Genomic DNA, 20,853 nt, shown 5'->3' with positions numbered 1-20,853 from the left:
CTTAGCCAATCGTTGGGTATTCGCGATACGCTTTTTCTAGCTTTTTCGCTTGCTTTTTAGAAACACCAACATGGTTTAGAGCTACTCTTAAGCGTGCTCTTGACAGGTCTGAACCAAGTACTTCCATCGCATCAACAACCGACGTTGAAGAGGTTTTGCCCGTGATCGCAACAAAAATTGGTTCTAAGAACTCTTTAATCTTTAACTCGTGGAACGTCGCAACACTTTTTGCGATGGCAAAAATTTCAGACTTATTCCAACTACGTAGCTTTTCTAGTTCCCAAATAAAGAACTGTAATGCCTGAGTAATAACCGCATCATCCGCTTTACCCGCCGTTAGCAGAGCTGGATCATAATTTGGAATACCACCAACAAAGTGACCTGCAAGATCAACTAAGTCAGAAAGCGTATTAATACGCGTTTTCGCTTCAGGTAACACACGCGAAAGCGTTTGTGTATTAAACTTCCAATCTACGAAGCGTTGGATCAACTCTTCATCTGTTAAGTTTTCACGGATCCACAGACCGTTTAACCAACTTAACTTATCAACATCAAATACTGGACCGCCAAGTGAAACGCGTTTCATATCAAAGTGCTCAATCATCTCAGCTAGTGTGAACTTTTCACGTTCATCCGGCATTGACCAGCCCATACGACCTAAGTAATTCAATACCGCTTCTGGTAAGAAACCCATTTCTTTGTAGTAATTGATCGAAGTCGGGTTTTTACGCTTTGATAGCTTAGACTTGTCAGGGTTACGCAGTAGCGGTAAATGACCCAGTACAGGCGCTTCCCAGCCCAGATCTTCATACAATTTTAGAAGTTTAGGTGCTGAGTTGATCCACTCTTCGCCACGGAAGATATGGCTGATCTGCATGTGGTGATCATCAACAACATTTGCCATAAAGTATGTTGGGTAACCATCAGCCTTCAACAGCACTTGCATGTCGACATTTTCCCAAGGAATTTCAATTTCGCCACGTAAATAGTCGTTAAATTTGAACGTGCCTTCCTCAGGGATCATCATACGGATCACATATGGCTTACCTGCGTCTAGGTTTGCCTGTACCTCTTCAGGAGTCAAACGTAGTCCGCGACCATCGTACTTCGGGCGTAAGCCCTCGGCCATTTGCTCTTCGCGCATTTGATCAAGCTCTTCTGCTGTCGCGAAACAATAAAAAGCTTTACCCTGTTCTACTAATTGGTGCGCAAATTTTTGATATAGCTCTGTACGCTCTGATTGGCGATAAGGACCAAATTCACCACCCACATCAGGACCGTGATCCCAGTTAAGACCTAACCAGCGCAAGCTATCCATGATTGCTTGCTCAGATTCAGCCGTACTTCTTACCTGATCGGTGTCTTCTATACGCAATACAAATTCACCACCTTGCTGCTTAGCGAAACAGTAGTTAAATAGTGCAATATAAGCGGTACCTAAATGCGGATCACCCGTTGGTGACGGTGCAACACGTGTACGGATCGTCATGTTATTTCTCTTAAATTTTTCTAAAGTATTTTAGCTTCAATGCTAGCATAGGCTCACCCAGTGGAAAACCGCCAGCAATGCCATGCGCCATTAAGCAGACTGCTCTAAGCGCTGCAGGTAATTAACAATATCACTTGACTCATATAACCAAGTTACATTGCCTTGTTCTTCAATTCTCAGACACGGCACTTTTACTTTGCCACCCTGCTCAAGTAGCTCTTGGCGGTGCGTTTGGTTATCTTTTGCATCGCGCGTTTCTAACTTTAAGCCTTCTCGTTTTGCAGCACGTCGAACTTTGACACAAAACGGGCAAGCTTTAAATTGATAGAGCTTCATGTTTTGGGTCAATTCATCAAGTTGCTGTTGAGCTTCAGCTGTACGTTTTTTACTGCGCGGAGCAAAAATAAAATCAAAAAGCAGGATAAGTCGACCAAGCAACCATCGGATCAATTTCATCAGTATTCTCCCAGTCAAAATTGGCGCTAGGATACCACAAACCTGTGTAACATACGCACAAAAGATATGCTTAAAAATTGATTTCTATTCGTAGAATGAGCAGGACGTATTGCACTTAGAACAATTCGATATCGGTCTCCGCTTTGGCTTGCCCAGCGATACCCAACTCTTCAAAGTCAATGACACGGTTGCGACCGTGCTTTTTTGCATGATAAAGCGCAAGATCAGCTTCATGCACTAACTCAGACACTTGGCAAATATCATCCAATAGAGTGAATCCAATGCTAATGGTCAAGTGATTCACTTGAGGAAAGTTAAACTCAGCCACTACGCTGCGTACTCGATTAAGCAGGCGATTCGCTTCATCTCCATCATGGCTTTGAAACAAAACCGCAAATTCTTCTCCCCCATAACGAAATACAAAGTCTTCTGCTCGAAAGTTATCTTTTAACTGTTGCGCCACCAGCAGGAGTACCTCATCCCCGATCACATGGCCAAAATTATCATTGACTACTTTAAAGTGATCAATGTCAAATAGTGCCAAATACCAATGCCTGATCCCCTGTTGCTCACGCTCAACAATGAACCCATCACCCGTTGTGATCTCTATCACTTTGTCGTCAAAGGTTTGCCGATTTAAAAGCTGGGTTAGTGGATCAATACGGCTCAAAGCGAGTGTATTTAGCTGATGGTAAAAAACATTAATTAGATGTCCTACCAAATAACAACGAGACATTGGGATCTTCTCGCCAATCCACAACAGCCCCATGATAGATCTATTTTTTCTCAATACGATACAATAGTGATTGTCACCATGCAGGATCTGCTGGTTTTTTAATGTCTCTGCCCTCGCTATCAAATACTGCAAATCGGGCGGTTGAGCAACGGACGAAAGCGTGAGTAGTTTTAACGTCTCTTTTTCAGACAAACTGGGTGCCAAATACATCGCAATCGGTATATCTGGCAACAATTCACATAGTACGTACGCAATGCGTTTATAAAGATCATTTTCACTGCGCATTTGTTGCAAACTAATTGAGAACTCATGTCCGCATGGCGATATGTCCACACTTTAGCCTCCCAGTAAACTTACACTGTAAAGCTTAGCCCCTATCAACTAGGTTGCAACGTACTCAAGCAACACTAAATCATCTCTATGCATAACAACATTCGCGCCTTGGTACCCTAATGCATCATTGATTTGGGCGCTATGTAACCCTTTAATGTTTTGCATCTCCTTGTGATCAAAGGCGATTAACCCTCTGGCAATGACCCTACCATTTAAGTCTTTAAGCTCAATTAAGTCACCACGGCAAAATTGCCCACAGACATCGGTTACTCCCTTCGCGAGCAGACTAGCGCCATTTTTTACAACCGCGTTTACCGCTCCCGGATCGCATATGATAGCGCCGCTGCAACGAGGTCCCGATAGAAGCCATTTTTTGCGTCCATCCAAAGGCGCATCAAATCGAATCACTTTAGTGCTTTTGGTTAGGTCATTTTGAATGTTAATAATCACATTTGGCTCTTCACCTTTTGCAATTATCGTTTCAATACCAGCACGCTGGGCGATTTGTGCAGCCTGTAATTTCGTCGCCATTCCACCAGTTCCCAAAGACGTACCGGATCCCCCGGCTAGCGCAATGATCCGTTCATCTATTTCCGCAACCCGTTCGATGAGCCGCGCATCGGGGTTGTTTCTTGGATCTGCGGTAAATAGACCCGCTTGATCTGTTAATAGCAAGAGCCGGTCTGCGTTAGCTAAAATTGCCACCAAAGCCGACAGATTGTCGTTATCACCCACTTTGATCTCGGAAGTGGCAACTGCGTCATTTTCGTTCACGATCGGAACAATATCGTGGGCCAAGAGCTGATCAAGCGTGTCTCGCGCATTGAGATATCGACTTCTATCTTCAACATCTGCACGCGTTAATAAGAGTTGTGCGACAGGAACATCAAACAGCGAAAATAGGCTTTGCCAGAGATGAATTAGCTGCCCTTGACCAATAGCCGCCAACATTTGCTTTTCTGCAACCGAGTTGCCAATTTCTTTATTAAGCGCAGAGCGCCCCGCGGCAACTGCACCACTGGAAACAATAACAACATGCCACCCAGCCTTCTTAAGCTCCACACATTGACGCGCTAAATCAACTAATCGCGGTTTGTTGAGATATAAGCTACCCGCCGTCAATACACTGGTGCCCAGTTTTACTACTATGACTTTACGTTTAGCCATAAAAAACACCTTCATTTAAATCGTGACTATTTTTATATCACGACCCGTACCAATTGAATACTTTCCAAACAAGCTGATACAGATTTATTCATGAAAAGTTCGCCAACCCATGTGGCTCTCACTGTCAACATGCTAAAATCTATGCACTGAATATACGTGATCAATGTCAAGCTGCTGATCCATCTTGCATGTCATACTTGAACTTGGAGGTAGGTATATGAAAAAGCCAAATTATAAAAAGGAATTAATGATGCTGCCTTTACTGCTTGTCAGTATTGCAATGTGTATTGGTGGACATTTTATTTTGCAACCAAACTATCAAGATAACCACTGGGCGGAATACAGCTTAGCGGCCTTACCATTCTTAATGTTTGCGGTTGTAATTATAGCGATAAAAATAGCTATCAAAGCTGATAAAGACGAAGAATAGGCTATCGTTCTTTCAAATTATTCATCGTTATTTACAGCGCTAATCAATATTGACTTATTGCCAAATAACAAATTCAACACTTGCTATTAAAACCAAATAATGTATCTATAAGTCATTCTATAACAATTAAAAATAAGGCCCAGTGTGAAACAGTTACTCTTCCTATGGATCATAGCAGCCAGCCAGCTTTGTTATGCCCAATTTACGGTTATACACAATGTCAATGGGTATACACCCACTCGAGTAGGTGAGATTAAACACTTCACTACTATAGTCATAAAAGACGGTAAAGTTGTTAAAACTGGAGATAAAAGCACGGTAAAACAATATCCCCAAACCGAGCCTATTGATGGTAAAGGGTTAACTATGCTGCCGGGGTTAATTGATGCTCACGGACACATTATTGGTTTAGGCAAAAACTTATCTCAATTAGACCTGAGAAACAGCACTTCCGTAGAACAGGTTGGCAAACGCCTCACAGATTATGCCAAAGCGAACCCAACAGGCTGGATACTTGGTCGAGGGTGGGACCAATCAAAGTGGACACCCAGTCGCTTTCCTGCCGCATCCGATTTAGACAAATATGTCTCAGACCGTCCGGTTGTGTTAACCCGAGTAGATGGTCACGCAATTTGGGTAAACTCAAAGGCTATGGAGCTCACTGGGATTCAAAGTACAGCAACCTCACCGCCAGGCGGAGAAATACTCAGGCTCAAAAATGGTGAGCCCAGCGGAATTTTCATTGATAAAGCGGAACTACTGGTCACAAAACACATACCGAGTCCTTCGCACACACAAATAAGTAATGCGTTAGATGCTGCAGCTCAACACTTGCTAAGCCTCGGGGTAACATCCGTTCACGATGCGGGTATTGATTATGCAACATGGCAACTATATCGGCAGAGAGCTAAAGCACAAACCCTTCCGTTACGTATTTATGCGATGCTTAGCGCCTCAGACCCCCTGTTAGACACCATGTTAAAAGCTGGCATTTATAAAGAACAATCTGACTACCTTTCCATTCGCAGTGTCAAAATATATGCCGATGGCGCTCTTGGCAGCCGTGGAGCTGCTCTTTTGTCTGAATACAAAGATAGGCCAGGGTATCGAGGCCTCATGTTGGAAAACCAACCCAGTCTGGAGTCACTTATCACTAAGAGTGTTATGCATGGTTTTAGTGCGCACACGCATGCTATTGGCGATCGTGCTAACCGCATTGTTTTAGATAGCTACCAAAATGTATTTAAGCAATCAGGTGGGAAGTTACTGAGAAATAGAATTGAGCATGCCCAGCTAGTTGACCTCGCTGACATACCAAGGTTTAAACAGTTACAAATTATTCCTTCTATGCAACCGGTCCACGCGACTTCAGATATGCATATGGCCGAAAAGCGTCTCGACAATTCTCAGCTTCAGGGGGCTTATGCTTGGCAATCATTTTTGAAGCTGGGGGTCAAAGTTGCCGCAGGGTCAGATTTCCCTGTAGAGCTCGCAGATCCCTTCGATGGACTTTATGCAGCGATTACGCGAATGGACAAAACAGCTCATCCTGAAGGCGGCTGGCGACCTGCAGAGCGCTTATCAAAACAACAAGCACTGCAAGCTTTTACGCTTGACGCTGCACACGCTGCATTCCAAGAGTTTAAATTGGGTAGCCTAGAGCACGGTAAATGGGCTGATTTTATCTTAATAGACAACGACTACTTCAACTCCGATTTAAACTCACTGTTAACAACACAGGTGCAGCAAACATGGATAGCTGGAGAGCGCAGATATCTGCGCCATTAATCTTTTGATTTAAGTAGTTTGATCAAGTGATATATATTGACCAATGCGAGTAGCCCATTGGTCAATACAACTGGCCAAGCACTGATCATTGCACCATAAATGGTAAAACAAATACATCCGGCCAAATTGAACCAACGTAACTTTGTTACATTGGTCATCATGAGTGAAACCACTAAGAATACAGATGCCAGATAACCTAAATACTCCCAAGTCATTTGTTCTCTCCTCTTAGTTGGGTTAGCATTAAAAAAGCGACTACACTGAGCCTAAAAATTGAAACCTCTATAAAGGTGACAATCAAATTTTTTCACACTGCTGTGAATGGGATCAATACTGCAGTCGACCTATTGATTGCGTAAAATTTTAGTTCACAGAGTTGTAATTGATAAGGTACTTATCGCGTTAAGGAACCAATGCGACATAAACTCACAAAGAAGTAACGCGCATAGCACTTGAATAACGTTGTTCATGCTATCTTTATAATAATTTAATAAATAGGACAATTGTCCGAGAGCCAACCAGATGTTCCAATATCACTTTTCAACCACTTTGGTAGAGCAACTATTAAGTTTTGCTGGCAACAGCTTTCAACACCGCAAAAAAGAAATTTTGATCCACCAAGATGAGCCGTTAAGTAAACTCATTTTGGTCAGAAGCGGAACGGTCTCATTCAGTTATGATGTTGGTAATGGAAGGCGATTGCTACTTGGGCAGTTAGATTGCAACAATACTCTAATAGGTGAAATAGAAGCACTTAACAATCAGCCGTGCATTTACACGGTAAGCTGCCTCAGCGATGTGCAATACAACTTGATAGAATTAAAACACTGGAGACAATTGTTGCTTGAGCAACCTGAGTTGAGTTTATACACAGCCCAAACTATCGCAGCCAAGTTTACTGAGAACCAAAAAATCAACCTAGATAAACTCCTCCTCCCACTGAGTTATAACATCGCAAAAGATTGCCTATTGAGAGCTGAAAATAGCCACCCGACCTTGCTTCGTGCGTATTCAACAGTCAGTGCCGAAGCCGAGAGATTTGCAACCACTGAAAGGGCATATAGAAGAGTGGTTAGTGAGCTCGTTGAAAAGGGATTAATTGAAAGGACCAGTTCAGGCTTAAAGCCAATAAATTTGGCACTTTTAAACGAATTTGTAGAGAGCTTTTCACAAATTTAATGACAGCAATATTATTGTTTTTTTAACATTTTGAAGTTCAGATCCCAATTTGAGATCAATGTGTTATTATTAAAAGTGAATTTTTGGATAAAGTTAGAACAGTTCACTTGACGAACATTTAATGTACGCTTATCCTCTAATCACTAATTTGCGTGCAGGGCAAGGCTGTCTTACATCTGCAATTGATTAGTTTAAAACTCTCAGTTTACTTGTATTTAAAGGAAAAGGTAAAAATCATGGGAAATAAAAATTTCAAGCTAACTAAACTTGCCCTAGCATTGGGTTTAACAGTAAGTTTAGCTGGCTGTTTCAGCGATAATGACAACGATGTTACTGTAACTCCGCCAGATCCAGATCCGGGTACAGTAAAAGTTCCAACTCCTGACACACCTGCAGCACTATCTTCATACGTTTCAGTAACAGTTACTGACAGCGCATCTGGTGATTCGGTAGATAATGCTACGATTTCATTCTTTGAAGCTGGTGTAGCTTCTACGAATGTAACTGACCTTGCTGGTGCAGATATCACGTCGCAAACTTCTGCTGATGGTAGCTTTGCTTTCAAAATCAAAGACGATGCGAACCTAGAGACTATCACGCTGGCTATCACGGCTGAAAACTATCTAGCAAATGCAAGTGTAGTTAGCCTAGCTGGTGACGGTACAGTAAACGTTGCTGTTAACCTAGTTAGCGCAGCGCAAGCTTCTGTTAAAACTGAAACAAACCTAGAAACAGCAGAAGGTAAGCTGACAACTGATCTTACAGTTGACACTAACGCTGATGGCGCTGGTGCATCACTAGTAATTCCTGCAACGGTTGAATTACAAGATGCAGCTGGTGAAGCAATCGCAGGTTCCGTAAACGTTGAAGTTGTTACAGCTGAGTTAGACGCTGCTGACACAGCTGCTAGCGCGGCTAGCATCATCCCTGGTGGTTTGAACAGTGCAAGTGCTGATGAAGTTTTATTACCAGCTGCAGTTGTAACTGTAAACATCACAGCTACGCAGGGTGATACAACAACAGCTGTTAAGCAACTATCTGAAGCAATTACTGTAACGACTGACATTCCTGATACTTACAGAACAGCTGAAGACAATGAATTAGCACAAGGCAACACGTTCGACGTATATACATACGATGAAACGAAAGCACAGTGGACTAAACTACAAGACAGCGCAAACAATGACACTGTAGCAACTGTAGGTGAAAAAGTTGGTACTAACTTCCCAACTAGCTTCCAAACTAACCACTTCTCAAGCTTCGTACCTGTAGAAAGAGTAGCTGCTTGTACTGAAGCTGTTACATTCACGCTTTCTGGTACGAATGTGAGCGTTCCTGCAGCTGGCTTATTCTTACAAGTCCGCTCAAACCGTTTAGCGCTAAATGAAGTTATTACTTCTGCTTCTGGTACGCTTTACGCGGCAGACCAAGCTGCTAAAAATGGCATCACAGTGAACTCATCTGCAAATGTTAGTGTTGTGGATGCTAATGGTAACGTTTGGGGTAGCGAAACTAACGCAAACCTTTGTGGTAACGTAACTATACCAGTTACATCTCCTGTTACTTACGTGAACCAAGATTTCAGCCTAACGTATACATGTAGCAACACTGACCAAGCAGACACTCAGCTTGACTTCACTGGTGCACTTGTACGTTACAACCAAGCAGGTAAAGCACCTCTAATTGCTGCTGAAACCTCAAACGGTACATACGCTCTAACTGGTCTTGTTTCTGGTGCAACATATGAAGTATCAGTAATTCCAGTAGGTGTTGATGTAGGCGACGCATCTCTAACAGTACCTACATTCGTAGCTGCTGACGGTGAAGCAGTATCGTTCAATGTTGGACGTAGCAACTGTCAGTTCGAAGAAGTTTCTGGTTCTGGTAGCTAAGAATTTAAGTAAACTGAACATAAAGCTGCGATCATAATCGCAGCTTTTTTCTTTCTGTTCCTGCATTTAAACAACCATTCTTTAGCTTCCTTATAAAATCAAGAATAACTGAAAGACCCCACACTTTGTTATTTCAATAACTGTATCTGCACAAATGGCTGACGTATATAGCTTACGTGGCAGCTCAAACACGAGCGTTTGAAATCAGGATAGTCTATACCTCTTTAAATATCTCCTGTGTGGCTCTATCAGCACTGCTTCGATTTTTATACCCTTTGAACCTTGCACTAATATAAAATACGCGCACCGTGTACTAGGTTTGTTATATCAATACTTATAGGGACGTAGCTAAGTTTATTGAGTTGATAAGCGAAAATAAAATTGGCGATGCTAAGAAGAGAGCTATGAACCAAGACTATTTTATCATTGGATGGCTAATAGATGAATTTAGAGCCTGTGTATCAACTGACACAAATCTGTGTGGGACCTGTGTCAGCTGAAGATCAAAGAAAGGCTGTTACCTGTGTGTTAGGTAGGCTTCTCTGAGTCTAGGTAAGTTTGTGTAGATATAATCGACAGAACTACGACCTTGATTAAAGAAGCTTCTATTGAGGCTTATATCAGTCTTTGGTGTATAAGCCTGTTGATAGACCAAGTAATTACTATCACTGCCTACACGTGAACCAACTTGATGTCGCCAAGCATGATTCCCTTTCACCTGACCAAACCTAGTCACATTCATACTCTTACGTTTTGATAGTGGAATACTCAATGCAACGCCTGCCACTTGTGCATTGGTGTCCTCCCCATACAAAGCTACATAGCTGTCACCAAACCAGAATCGCGTCTCGACCTTGAAGCCACTATCTTTACGCCAAAACTTACCACCGGTAACATGGAAGCTAATGTCTTTTTCAACCCAGTTATACTGGTATTCAACTGTATGGTAGTCTCTATCTGAGTCATAATCTTTGTAATCAAAAAAACCGTAAGTGTTTGTTACTTTGTGGTTTCCTTGTGGACTAACCCAAGCTGTTTCATTAATAATACCAGTATACTTATGAAACTCTTTAAAGTAGCCAATTTTGGTTTGGTTGTATATCCCCCATGGCAACTGATAGGTCTGATAGAAAAAGGCATTGCTTACACCGTTGTCTACAGAGCGGTCATTAAAGGCACCACTATTTTCATAATCGTCACTTTCTGCCACCACCGTTTGAGCTGACAAGTTAAAGCCTGCCCCTTTCCAAACTGGTACTGTTACATCCGCACGTATTGCTAGTGAGTAATCCAATACACCTAACTCTGTTGCATGAGTCGAGTTCACTTCTGGGCTGATAGTAACTCTAGGTTTAAAGTAAGGGCTATTCGCACTTTCTAGACCAACCCAAGAAATACCACCAATACTGCGCATAGCGCCTAACTTCGCTTTTACAACTGGATTTTCATTGTGCTTAATGAAGCGGTCATAACTTGCTACATCACCCGACAGCGCCAACATAGGCAGACCATGGTTTTTAAGCTGCAATACAAACTGAGCATTGGTTTGCGCGAATACTTCAGTAATTCGCCCAGCAACTAAGCCTAGTGCGTCAACTTCATTTCGATTGAAAACCGAATTTTCAAAAGACACAACAACTGTCGGCCGCTGATTAAAACCAACGCGAACTGATTCAAAGCCATCTGCAATAAGCACATTTCTCAGCTTGCGTGCAAGTTTATTCATATCTGATTTAAGCGTACTTTGACTGCGCTCTAACTTACTTTTTTGCTGGTCTTTTTGAACATCACTCGAGGTCGATGCAGGCGGAGTCACACGCGACACCGTACGATTATCTACAATCGGCGCTGGTGCAGCTAACACCTTTTTACGCGCGGGGTGGTATTCATCAGAGAATGGTGCTGTAAAGTTAACTCCCCAATAAACATCTTCTGCGGAGTCATCTGAACTACTGTAAAAGCGGCTTGTTAATGTCAATTGGCCAAGGTCGAATAACCACTCTTTTGGCACCGTAACACGTGCAGCGGCGTTTACAGCAGCCGCATCATGCTCTACTTGCAATGCAAACCAATCTAATGGTGCCCACTCAACACCACCAAAGGCACCATTCATCATCCCAGTTTCATGGTCACTGGCTCCTGCTCCCAATGAAAATCGAAAATCACGCCATTCTTTTGATGCGACAACAAAATGAGTTTTGTACTTGTTTTCAGCACCACCAATATCTTTACTGCCTAGGCTCAGGCTAAACCATTCTTTTGGTATGAGCGGAATTTGGTACTTTACATTGAACGATAGGTCCCGCATTTGATTCCCCTCTTCAGAGTGTACAGAGGGATCGAACAGACTGTCGTTCATGCTATTACTGGCAATTAAGCCACTGACTTCTAGACCATCAAACAAACCTGTAGAAAAGACGATATTGTGCCCGTCAACAAAGTTTATGCCTCTGTAATCCAGCATATTATTGTAGCCAATGTCCCAAAAGCCATGCTTTAAGACCTCAGAATTTGGCGTATTTATCAATCCAGAGAATCCCGTAAAGGTCTGATATTTATTGAGGTTTTCTTCAGAAAAGCTTGGGGCCGAGACAATCGTTAAACTTGATAAAAACAAGGGGAAAAATTTAGACATGTTCCAAGGTCCAAAAGGTAATTAATTATTATTAATAGAAGGCTTTAAGTAAACCTAACTGCATGTTAGAGCTTGTATAAAAGGCCGAAATACAAAATACCTAACCACAGTCCTAAAGCCACTCAAAAAACTAAAGGCTTATTCTGAAATTCCAATAAGCCTTTTTCTAGATGTACCTGTTAGTAAGCGCACCGATATAGCTATCTCTATTAACGCTGCGCACACTATAATTATAAACTACTTAAAGCTAACAACGTTCGCATCTTCAAAGCCTAGATGCTCTTTTCTAGCATTCCATACTAGGTCGCATATGCCATCTGTCGGATTGAACCCTGTAGGGGCATCCAGAAGTAGCTGACGGATTTTCTCATGCTCAAAGTTATGACAGGCTTTGTCCATTGCATCTAAAAAGACATTTAACTCTGGTAGTGGCAGCATTACCTCTTTTGCAGTCATAATTCTCTGGTGGCTTGTCCGCTCTACATTGTCCCCAATTAAAAGCTCTTCATAGAGCTTTTCACCTGGGCGTAATCCCGTACATTGTATTTCAATATCTCCATGAGGGTTCGCTTCACTTTTAACCTCAAGACCTGATAAATGCACCATTTTGGTAGCTAAATCTTTTATTTTTACAGACTCGCCCATATCCAGAACAAACACATCTCCCCCTTTACCCATTGCACCAGCTTGAATAACCAGTTGAGCGGCTTCAGGTATAGTCATGAAAAACCTTGTGATATCAGGGTGTGTAAGGGTGATCGGACCCCCTTCCTTAATTTGTCTGCGAAACAGCGGCACAACCGAGCCTGAAGAACCAAGCACATTACCGAATCTAACCATGCAAAAGCGCGTGCTGTGCTTGCCACTTTCTTTACCTTGCGCAAGACCCTGTAAACAAAGTTCAGCCATACGTTTTGTAGTACCCATGACATTGGTGGGGCGTACAGCTTTGTCTGTACTCACTAAAACAAAGGTTTCAACTTTTGCATTAATCGCTGCTTTTGCTGAGTAGTAAGTACCAAAAACGTTGTTTCTGACACCTTCAACAACATTGTGCTCAACCAAAGGAACATGTTTGTAAGCCGCGGCATGGTAGACAGTTTGAACGCCAAATGCGAGCATACAATTTTCTAAGCGGTTGATATGTTGCACAGAGCCCATGATAGGAATTAGTTCAATATCGAGTTCTTGACTGCGGATCAGCTCGCTTAGCTCTTTCTCTATTGAGTACAAAGCAAACTCGGTGAGTTCAAATAGCACGAGTTTTTTTGGTGACTGTTTGATTATTTGGCGACATAGCTCGGAACCAATTGAACCACCAGCTCCCGTGACCATTACAGATTTGCCTTTCACGTTGGCATTTAACAAATCGCCTTTTGGTGACACGGGATCTCGACCTAGAAGGTCTTCGATTTCGACATCTTTGATTTCGTCAAGCTTCGCTCGCCCTTCTACCACGTCAACCATACCTGGAATTGTTAATACCTCAACAGGTAAGTTTTCCAATTGAGCAAGTATCTCTCTGCGTCGGGCTCGACTCTCACTTGGCATAGCTAATAGAACCTTCTTGGCCTTATTTCTTTCAATAAGACTAAAGATACCATCAAAGGCAATAACCGGAATACCCTGTAAGATAGCGCCTTGTTTAGACTTATCATCGTCAATAAATGCACTAACATAATATTCGTCACCCGCACCAATTGCCGGTGAAAGCTGCCTGCCCGCAGAACCTGCTCCATAGATAACAACAGGGGTTTTATTTACCGTGGCCATACGTCCTACTAACGCACGCACCACAATGCGAGAGCCACCAACGGCTAGAATAAGTAACCATGCATATATGATGGGCATAGTACGCGGAATGCCGACATGAGTGAAAAACGAGGCAAGGACTAGTACGATTGTGCTAATCATAGTACCTATGACTATCGCACCAACAGCATGTGCACCAACATAACGCAGTACAGCCCGATACAAACCTAAGTTCACAAAAGCGAATAAACTACATGGCAGTACAACGGATAATAACAACCAGTTTCCAACTTCAAACAGTGGCTGCAAACTATCAAGGCGTACAATCAGTGCCAACCAAAACGCACTTACAATAAAAACGGTGTCAATGACCAAAGTAATAAGACGCTTTTTTGAGCGAGAGGCCCTTAAAATAGAATTGAACCAACTATCCATTGTAAATCCTTGAACTAATATACATCTTATTATCGATGAGTTACTTTTAAAATGATACACAATAAACTGCCAACTGTCATTTAGCAGTGCTTAACAAGCTGTCAATATTATGACCACTTATTGTATTACTTAACGCGGTCTCCGCTACCTTTTCCGCTTACAGTCATTAAAATGTACTTAAAGTAATTAGCAAGGTTTAATGTGTCTAACATTTGTCTATCTGTTTTTGCTAGTAGCTCGGGTGTAGACATATCTATTTCATTCACCTGAGACAAGCCAGTAATGCCAGGTCTTACATCAAACACTCGTTTAGCATCTCTTGCCTTAGTTAATTCTTCTTGATTGAAGAGCCCCGGACGCGGGCCTACCAGACTCATTTCACCTTTTAATACATTCCAAAGTTGCGGTAATTCATCTAGTTTGGTTTTACGAAGAAACCCACCAAATGGCGTAATTGAAGAGGTACTCGCTAAATGGCTAGCAACAGACGCAGTATCTACCTTCATGGTTCTAAACTTCACCAGCGTAAATGGCTTTTTATTACGACCCACTCTTTCTTGAGTGAAGATAGGTGAGCCCGTGTCAAACAGGCCAATTACATATAAAATAACCAAAAACGGCAAGGCAAATAGCAAGCCGAACAGTGCGAAGAAAAAATCGAGTATGCGAATCATGTTGATTTCCTAGTTTTTCTGCTTACATGCCAATCGAAACCCATGTTCCATCGAATATGGTGGGCACCAGCTAAGCGTATTTTTTGTATGTGTTATATCTACTTGCAAAGACCCAGTCAATCTATCGACAATGTCTTCTTTTGAGAAAAATTTACCTGCCATTTTAAAACACCAATTAGGTATTGGGATAGATAAATTCGGTTTTTCTTGTACTTTAGCCATCATTGCAACCATCTCAGCTGTCGACACATCCTCGCCATCACTTACCAAGAAAATTTGTCCAGCCGCATTAGGATGATCAATACATACTTTAATCAGGTCGACTAAATTATATACGGACACTAAGCTCCGTTTATTCTTGTTGATCGCTCTAAATGGCAAAGGGAGGCCTTTGCCAACGAGTTTCATCAAAGATGCAAAGTTAGCTTTAACACCTTCGCCATAAACCAGCGGTGGGCGAATGATGACGACTTCTATACCAACTTCTTTACTCAAGGCTAGCAACTGTTCTTCGGCTTCAGCCTTGGATACACCATATGGGTCTTCTGGACTTGGTTTATCCATAGCACTATAAGCTTGTTTTTCAGTCGTGCTTTCGCCATTTACTTTAATTGAGCTCACAAATACAAAGCGTTTCACACCAGCCTTCGCAGCTTGTCTCGCGAGATTAAGAGTCCCTGCAGTGTTAACTAGTCTAAATTCTTCCAGCGGGTTCTGCGCGGTATCACTCATCACATGTACACGAGCCGCGATGTGTACAACAGCATCAACGCTCTGTAACACCGACGAATAATCGGAATGAGGGTCGATACTTGCTTTTAAATGTCGATGACATTTTGGAGGTGTGGAGCGTCCAAGTAAATTAACATTTTCTAAAGTGCCTAGTGCATTTAATAAGTGACCACCCACAAATCCTGAATAGCCAGTAATTAAAATCTTACTCATGATAACTACCCTAACTCCACGATAGAGTTACTCATGTCCTTCATTATGTTTGCTCTGGTATATTTTCCAATGAAAGCACTTCTATCAGTGTGCGCCAACTCTAACTTATTCAATGCTTCTACTGCACCTTTATGATCACCAGGGTAAAAAACTTCAGCATTAGAAACTTCTGATTTTATAAATTCAGCAGCGTACCCGGAAACACCGGCTAAAATTGGCTTCCCCGTTGCGGCATACTCAAATATCTTGGAAGGAAGCACTTTCTCAAAAGCTGGGTAATCATTTAAGTGTAAAAAGAGAATATCTGCGCTTAAGTACTCTTCGATTAATTCTTGCCTGTTTACCGGGGGTAACAATTCTAAGTTTGTTAAATCAGAGATACTGTCAACCAATTGCTGCTTTCGGCCACCATCTCCAATTACACTAATCTGAATATCTTTATTTACTGAGCTGGCAAACTCTGGAAGGATCGTATGTAATCCTTGCCCCTCACCAATATTACCTGCGTAAACAAGGCGTTTGGAACTCTCATTAGATGCAGCCTCATTACTGGCCGTCGGCAAGTCCAAAAACTCACCATCTATTCCATTTGTAAACCAAGAATAGTTAACCTTTGAGTAGCGCGCATTAAAATACCCGGCAAACCCTTTTGATACCAGATTAATATGTTTTGCCGAAGAAAAAGTGTATTTTTCAATCGCAGAGAGTATTGGTTTTAGAACCAAAACAACCTTGGGGGACAACACATCTTTAATCGTATCAACAAATATATCGCGTATATCTAGATACAATGGAGCCTTCTTGCTCTTCGCCACTCGTGCACCTAAAAACGCTGTAAACAATCTTGAACTCGTTGCAAAAACCACATCATAATCTTCATTTTTTACCAACTTTTTTGCCTGCTGATAAAAAGTTTTGAAAGACTTAATCTGGTCTAACATGCCGCTTTCATGTGAAGGCAGGCTTATACGTCGTATTCTTACGTTGCCTTCAACTTCTTCCGTTTTTGCACCTTCATTAAAACTGGCATACCGGTTAGGCATTGTTGTGACAACATCAACCTCAACGCCTGCTTGCTGCTTTAATTGCTCCACTAAAGCAGTCGTCCTAAATGATCCAGCACACAGGTCTGGTTTAAAGTAAAATGATAAAACCAGTATTCTCACGAGTCCCTCTTAATCTGTTTAATTTCTGTTCTTAAGTGACCACTAGCAAACGCTATTTCAATTTTCTTATTTGCGATTGTTTTGCCAAATTCAGGGTGCCAAGAGCTGTCTTTAATCACTAAGGGCTCAGTGCTAATAAATACACAGAGTAATTCGTTACCATGCATTATTTTAAGTTCACTCTCTGAAAGTTTTATGACATCCACCTCAGGATGGAGATGCAGATGAAAACAAGCAGGAACCTCTTTTGACAACGTATCATTGATAACCAAACTATCAGGTGCACAATCTAAAGCTCTAGTATGTGTAACTTTTGGGCTTTGCTGCATGTAACCATTATGACTGGCTACAAGCTGCACTTGCTGCCCCGAATTGTTGACTTTATCTAGTTGTGCATAAGCACGCTTTGCCACTCTGAACCCAGACCAAACCTGTGATGAATCCATACCGGCGACCGAAACCGTATTGTGAGCCGCTGTTTGTCGCTGCCTGACGCGCTCCACGCTGGTACCATATAAGGAAGTGCCAGAGTTGACGAAAACCCGCTGCTTGCCCATGGATAATTCAAAACTCAAAGTATCAGCATGTGCATGACCGGGCAAATAATCAGGCCCTACATTTGCGTGGTCGAATATAACTGTATAGTCTGCAAACGAAGCGCGACTATAGCCGCTATTTTTGTTTGTGATCAATTGCTGCTCAGCCTGAGTGCTTTTCAGTCCTAAGGAGTGTGCATACGCAAAAATTTGCTGTGGAGGCATTGCAATCCCCATCGCAGCATCATTAAAAAAGCTCACTTCACCGTCATCATGCACCATAGATCGTAGCCAAAACAAAGCTTTTTCGGCAATTTTGGTCCACTCAGGTAGGCACTCTATTAACTCACTGCACTGGCTCGTATTAGCCAAGTCAATCAGTTCAAGTAAATCCCATAATAAGATCTCGTGATACATTGGAGAAAGCTCAAAATGCGCGCCGTCTTCCAAGAATTGCTCAGCCAACTCTTCATTAAGTAATTTGATACCGTGTGCAAGCAATTGCGCAGAGTTTTCTCCTTGCAAATAGGCACCGACAAAAGTTAACGCTTTTGCATTCGCAAACAGGTGGTTACCAAGAATATGGTACTCCAATTGCTGAGTCAGTACATTTGCTTGCTCGAGCATACTCTTGAGATACATTGGTGGCACTTCAGCTTGAACGCTGCACCACTTAACCCAATTCACTAATCGCAGTGAAACCGGGTATGGCTCCCACCCATTCCCATGACAAGGAGGGTTGTCTTCAATCCATTTCTCAATAAACTGATGATGCAGTTGACACCGTTCGGAGCCATTGCGAGCACTCAAGTCATCAAAATAGTGCAGGTTATATAACCATAGCTTAGGTTTACTGTCACAATTCCAATCATCAGAGCATGTAACCTTACCCTTTTGATTTAAAAACAGAACTTCAGTCTCGCTAAAGATGCTTTGCTTGTTCAGCAATGGACCCGACCACTGCCATGACGCACTATGTGGCTGACCACACTCTGCAGGCTTAGGTTTTCTAAATTTGTAATAAGCTCTGTAATATACTTGTTTAAACTTAAGATACTTCACAGTGTGAAATATCTTAAGAAACCTTTCTACTTGCTTAATCATTGTTGTCTAAGTTGCTCTGCTATATCTATTGATACCTTTGCAACTTCAAAAATTTCTTTAATATCAATGGGTGCGCTTTTGCCTTCGCGAATAGAATCCAAGAACAACTGAGAACATAAGTTTTGGCCTTTATCCTGCTTCCAAAGGTTCATTTTCTTAAACCCTTTGAAACCAAACCCTTTTAATTTTACAAAGTTATCCAGTTGCAGTACTTTGCCATCAGCAAACACTTCTATGCGCTCTTTAGGGAAACTAGCGGCGCCATTTGCGTAATAATGGATTGTGCCAAAAGAACCATCTGCAAAACCGAGAATAATAGCAGCTTTGTCTTCTGTGATGTCAACAGCGTCACTATCACCCATTCTACGAGCTTGAACAGATACAATTTCACTGCCCACAAGGAATCTCATAAGATCAACAAAGTGGCATGCCTCTCCTATAATTCTGCCACCACCGACATTGATGTCTTGAGTCCAATGATCTGCTGGGATACTGCCAGCATTCATTGTCATAATGAAAGATTTCGGACCTTTAATCGGATCAATCAGAGATTTAATTTTTTGAATTTGCGGCGCAAATCGACGATTAAATCCAACCATTAATTTCGGAGGGTTGGAAGACTGTGACGCCTCTTCATATGCAGCCTCAACACCATTAAGCTCTTCATATGTAATTGCCAAAGGCTTTTCTACAAATACATTTTTACCAGCAAGCAGAGACTGCTTTACAAAGTGAGCATGGCTATTGTGGCGTGTTACAATCGCCACTGTGTTAATCTCATCGCTTTCAATCAACGCATCAGTGTCGGTTGTCGCTTCTTTAAACCCTGCCTGATTACCATGAATAACACCGTTAATTCCACCTGATGTCGAGATGCTATGCAGCTGAGCTCCAGCATTTTTGAACGCGGGGATCAGTACCCTAGACGCATAGTTGCCAGCACCTACAAATCCGATGATCGGCTCTCCAGCTGTATATTCAACCTGAGGGTGCAATACCACTTTTGAAGTATGACGAGATTCAGTAGCTGAACCATACTGGAGCAATATACCCAGTGCTGACTTATCGCTGGTCAATAAATCATAGGCCTCAGTCGCATTTTCAAATAAAATTCTATGTGTGATGAGAGATTTTACGTCAAGCTGGCCACCAGACATCATATCTAAAATGGCTTCAAAGTTTCTCTGCTCAGTCCACCTAACAAACGGCAGTGGGTAGTCGTTGCCCTTGTCTTCATAATTTGGATCATAGCGACCTGGACCATAAGAACAAGATACCTGGAAAGTTAACTCTTTTTCATAAAAGTCTGCTCGACTAAGCTCCAACCCCGTAACACCAACCAAAATAATTCGGCCTCGCTTACGGCTCATTCTAGCGGCTTGCGTAACAGGATCATTTGACTTAGTAGACGCAGTAATAATGACACCATCAATACCGTTTCCTCGGCTAAATGCCATACCAGCGGCTACTGGGTCTTCTCCCAACCCAGGGTTGCAAATTTCTGCGCCAAACTCTTTCGCCATATCCAGTTTAGCTTGATCAAAATCGATAGCGAGTACTCTGCACCCTTGTGCACGAAGCATCTGTACTGTCAGCAAGCCTATTAAACCAACACCTGTTACAACAAATGACTCACCCATTGTAGGATTTGCAAGACGAATGCCTTGTAGGCCGATACTTGCCACGACAGTAAATGCCGCTTCTTCATCTGAAACATTCTCTGGAATTTTAGCAACAAGGTTTTTAGAAACTCGTACAACATCAGCGTGAGGACCATTAGATACAACGCGGTCACCCGCCTTAAATGCATCAGCGCCATTTCCTGCTTGCTCAACAACACCGACATTGCAATACCCTAATGGTAACGGCTGAGCCAGTTTTGACTTCACTGCATCAACAGTCGTCATCAAACCATCTGTCTGAACCTTTTCGAGCACCATTTTTACTTTATCTGGCTGTGAACGGGCCTTATCGATTAAATTCGCTTTACCAAAATCCACCAGCATCCTTTCTGTACCTGCAGAAATTAGCGTTGTAGTCGTATTAATAACTACATGGTTTTTTGTTGCTTTTGGAGCAGGCGCCTCAACAATTGACGAGCCGCCTTTCGCCATATCCTGAAGAATTTGTTTCATG

16 protein-coding genes are annotated in these 20,853 nt (G+C 42.2%); 4 read left to right on the top strand and 12 right to left on the bottom strand.

Annotated features, from left to right (window positions below):
• Position 1 precedes the first annotated feature (1 nt).
• From gltX to proB, 4 genes are all read right to left on the bottom strand, one after another.
• Positions 2–1,489, bottom strand: coding sequence for a glutamate--tRNA ligase (gene gltX / locus N480_RS21220; protein WP_063374437.1), 1,488 nt, complete (start codon positions 1,487–1,489; stop codon positions 2–4).
• 90 nt (positions 1,490–1,579) lie between these two features.
• On the bottom strand, positions 1,580–1,945 hold the full coding sequence (locus N480_RS21215; RefSeq protein ID WP_063374436.1) for a glutaredoxin family protein: 366 nt from the start codon (positions 1,943–1,945) through the stop codon (positions 1,580–1,582).
• Between the two features lie 115 nt (positions 1,946–2,060).
• A complete protein-coding gene (locus N480_RS21210; protein ID WP_231102296.1) occupies positions 2,061–3,014 on the bottom strand; it encodes a GGDEF domain-containing protein in 954 nt (317 codons plus the stop codon).
• A gap of 48 nt (positions 3,015–3,062) precedes the next feature.
• Positions 3,063–4,181 carry a glutamate 5-kinase gene (gene proB / locus N480_RS21205; protein WP_063374434.1) on the bottom strand — a complete coding sequence of 373 codons (1,119 nt, stop codon included), beginning with the start codon at positions 4,179–4,181 and terminating at the stop codon, positions 3,063–3,065.
• Between the two features lie 217 nt (positions 4,182–4,398).
• On the opposite strand from proB, the gene N480_RS21200 reads away from it, so the two are divergent.
• Both N480_RS21200 and N480_RS21195 read left to right on the top strand, forming a co-directional pair.
• Positions 4,399–4,611, top strand: a complete 213-nt coding sequence (locus tag N480_RS21200; RefSeq protein ID WP_063374433.1) for a hypothetical protein — start codon at positions 4,399–4,401, stop codon at positions 4,609–4,611.
• A gap of 144 nt (positions 4,612–4,755) precedes the next feature.
• Complete coding sequence (locus tag N480_RS21195) at positions 4,756–6,399, top strand: amidohydrolase (RefSeq protein ID WP_063374432.1); 1,644 nt, start codon at positions 4,756–4,758, stop codon at positions 6,397–6,399.
• Here N480_RS21195 and N480_RS21190 read toward each other — a convergent pair.
• Positions 6,396–6,614, bottom strand: coding sequence for a YgjV family protein (locus N480_RS21190; RefSeq protein WP_063374431.1), 219 nt, complete (start codon positions 6,612–6,614; stop codon positions 6,396–6,398). The two genes, N480_RS21195 and N480_RS21190, sit on opposite strands and share 4 nt — an antisense overlap.
• Positions 6,615–6,921: 307 nt before the next feature.
• Here N480_RS21190 and N480_RS21185 point away from each other — a divergent pair, with 307 nt between their 5' ends.
• Both N480_RS21185 and N480_RS21180 read left to right on the top strand, forming a co-directional pair.
• A complete protein-coding gene (locus tag N480_RS21185; protein ID WP_063374430.1) occupies positions 6,922–7,578 on the top strand; it encodes a Crp/Fnr family transcriptional regulator in 657 nt (218 codons plus the stop codon).
• A 236-nt stretch (positions 7,579–7,814) separates the two neighbouring features.
• The gene (locus tag N480_RS21180) at positions 7,815–9,470 is read left to right on the top strand and encodes a hypothetical protein (protein WP_063374429.1); all 1,656 of its coding nucleotides are present in this window, start codon (positions 7,815–7,817) and stop codon (positions 9,468–9,470) included.
• Positions 9,471–9,987: 517 nt separating this feature from the next.
• Here N480_RS21180 and N480_RS21175 read toward each other — a convergent pair.
• The 7 genes from N480_RS21175 to N480_RS21145 all read right to left on the bottom strand — a co-directional run bounded on the left by N480_RS21175 (position 9,988) and on the right by N480_RS21145 (position 20,852).
• On the bottom strand, positions 9,988–12,105 hold the full coding sequence (locus N480_RS21175) for a YjbH domain-containing protein (RefSeq protein ID WP_063374428.1): 2,118 nt from the start codon (positions 12,103–12,105) through the stop codon (positions 9,988–9,990).
• Between the two features lie 237 nt (positions 12,106–12,342).
• The gene (locus N480_RS21170) at positions 12,343–14,292 is read right to left on the bottom strand and encodes a polysaccharide biosynthesis protein (RefSeq protein ID WP_063374427.1); all 1,950 of its coding nucleotides are present in this window, start codon (positions 14,290–14,292) and stop codon (positions 12,343–12,345) included.
• A gap of 125 nt (positions 14,293–14,417) precedes the next feature.
• On the bottom strand, positions 14,418–14,966 hold the full coding sequence (locus N480_RS21165; RefSeq protein ID WP_063374426.1) for a sugar transferase: 549 nt from the start codon (positions 14,964–14,966) through the stop codon (positions 14,418–14,420).
• Between the two features lie 9 nt (positions 14,967–14,975).
• Positions 14,976–15,911, bottom strand: a complete 936-nt coding sequence (locus N480_RS21160) for a UDP-glucose 4-epimerase family protein (RefSeq protein WP_063374425.1) — start codon at positions 15,909–15,911, stop codon at positions 14,976–14,978.
• Positions 15,912–15,916: 5 nt separating this feature from the next.
• Positions 15,917–17,077, bottom strand: coding sequence for a glycosyltransferase family 4 protein (locus N480_RS21155; RefSeq protein WP_063374424.1), 1,161 nt, complete (start codon positions 17,075–17,077; stop codon positions 15,917–15,919).
• Positions 17,074–18,675 carry a heparinase II/III family protein gene (locus tag N480_RS21150; RefSeq protein ID WP_231102295.1) on the bottom strand — a complete coding sequence of 534 codons (1,602 nt, stop codon included), beginning with the start codon at positions 18,673–18,675 and terminating at the stop codon, positions 17,074–17,076. The genes N480_RS21155 and N480_RS21150 overlap by 4 nt, the downstream gene beginning before the upstream one ends.
• A gap of 38 nt (positions 18,676–18,713) precedes the next feature.
• Positions 18,714–20,852, bottom strand: a complete 2,139-nt coding sequence (locus N480_RS21145; RefSeq protein ID WP_063374422.1) for a bi-domain-containing oxidoreductase — start codon at positions 20,850–20,852, stop codon at positions 18,714–18,716.
• Position 20,853: the final 1 nt, after the last annotated feature.

The sequence above is a fragment of the Pseudoalteromonas luteoviolacea S2607 genome, from assembly GCF_001625575.1.
Lineage (GTDB): Bacteria > Pseudomonadota > Gammaproteobacteria > Enterobacterales > Alteromonadaceae > Pseudoalteromonas > Pseudoalteromonas luteoviolacea_E.
This window is presented reverse-complemented; position numbering and strand designations above follow the sequence as displayed.

Excerpts from the sequence above, each read along its gene's own strand:
- gltX (WP_063374437.1), bottom strand. The coding sequence starts at position 1,489 with ATGACGATCCGTACACGTGTTGCACCGTCACCAACGGGTGATCCGCAT.
- N480_RS21215 (WP_063374436.1), bottom strand. The coding sequence starts at position 1,945 with ATGAAATTGATCCGATGGTTGCTTGGTCGACTTATCCTGCTTTTTGAT.
- proB (WP_063374434.1), bottom strand. The coding sequence starts at position 4,181 with ATGGCTAAACGTAAAGTCATAGTAGTAAAACTGGGCACCAGTGTATTG.
- N480_RS21200 (WP_063374433.1), top strand. The coding sequence starts at position 4,399 with ATGAAAAAGCCAAATTATAAAAAGGAATTAATGATGCTGCCTTTACTG.
- N480_RS21190 (WP_063374431.1), bottom strand. The coding sequence starts at position 6,614 with ATGACTTGGGAGTATTTAGGTTATCTGGCATCTGTATTCTTAGTGGTT.
- N480_RS21185 (WP_063374430.1), top strand. The coding sequence starts at position 6,922 with ATGTTCCAATATCACTTTTCAACCACTTTGGTAGAGCAACTATTAAGT.
- N480_RS21180 (WP_063374429.1), top strand. The coding sequence starts at position 7,815 with ATGGGAAATAAAAATTTCAAGCTAACTAAACTTGCCCTAGCATTGGGT.
- N480_RS21175 (WP_063374428.1), bottom strand. The coding sequence starts at position 12,105 with ATGTCTAAATTTTTCCCCTTGTTTTTATCAAGTTTAACGATTGTCTCG.
- N480_RS21170 (WP_063374427.1), bottom strand. The coding sequence starts at position 14,292 with ATGGATAGTTGGTTCAATTCTATTTTAAGGGCCTCTCGCTCAAAAAAG.
- N480_RS21165 (WP_063374426.1), bottom strand. The coding sequence starts at position 14,966 with ATGATTCGCATACTCGATTTTTTCTTCGCACTGTTCGGCTTGCTATTT.
- N480_RS21160 (WP_063374425.1), bottom strand. The coding sequence starts at position 15,911 with ATGAGTAAGATTTTAATTACTGGCTATTCAGGATTTGTGGGTGGTCAC.
- N480_RS21145 (WP_063374422.1), bottom strand. The coding sequence starts at position 20,852 with ATGAAACAAATTCTTCAGGATATGGCGAAAGGCGGCTCGTCAATTGTT.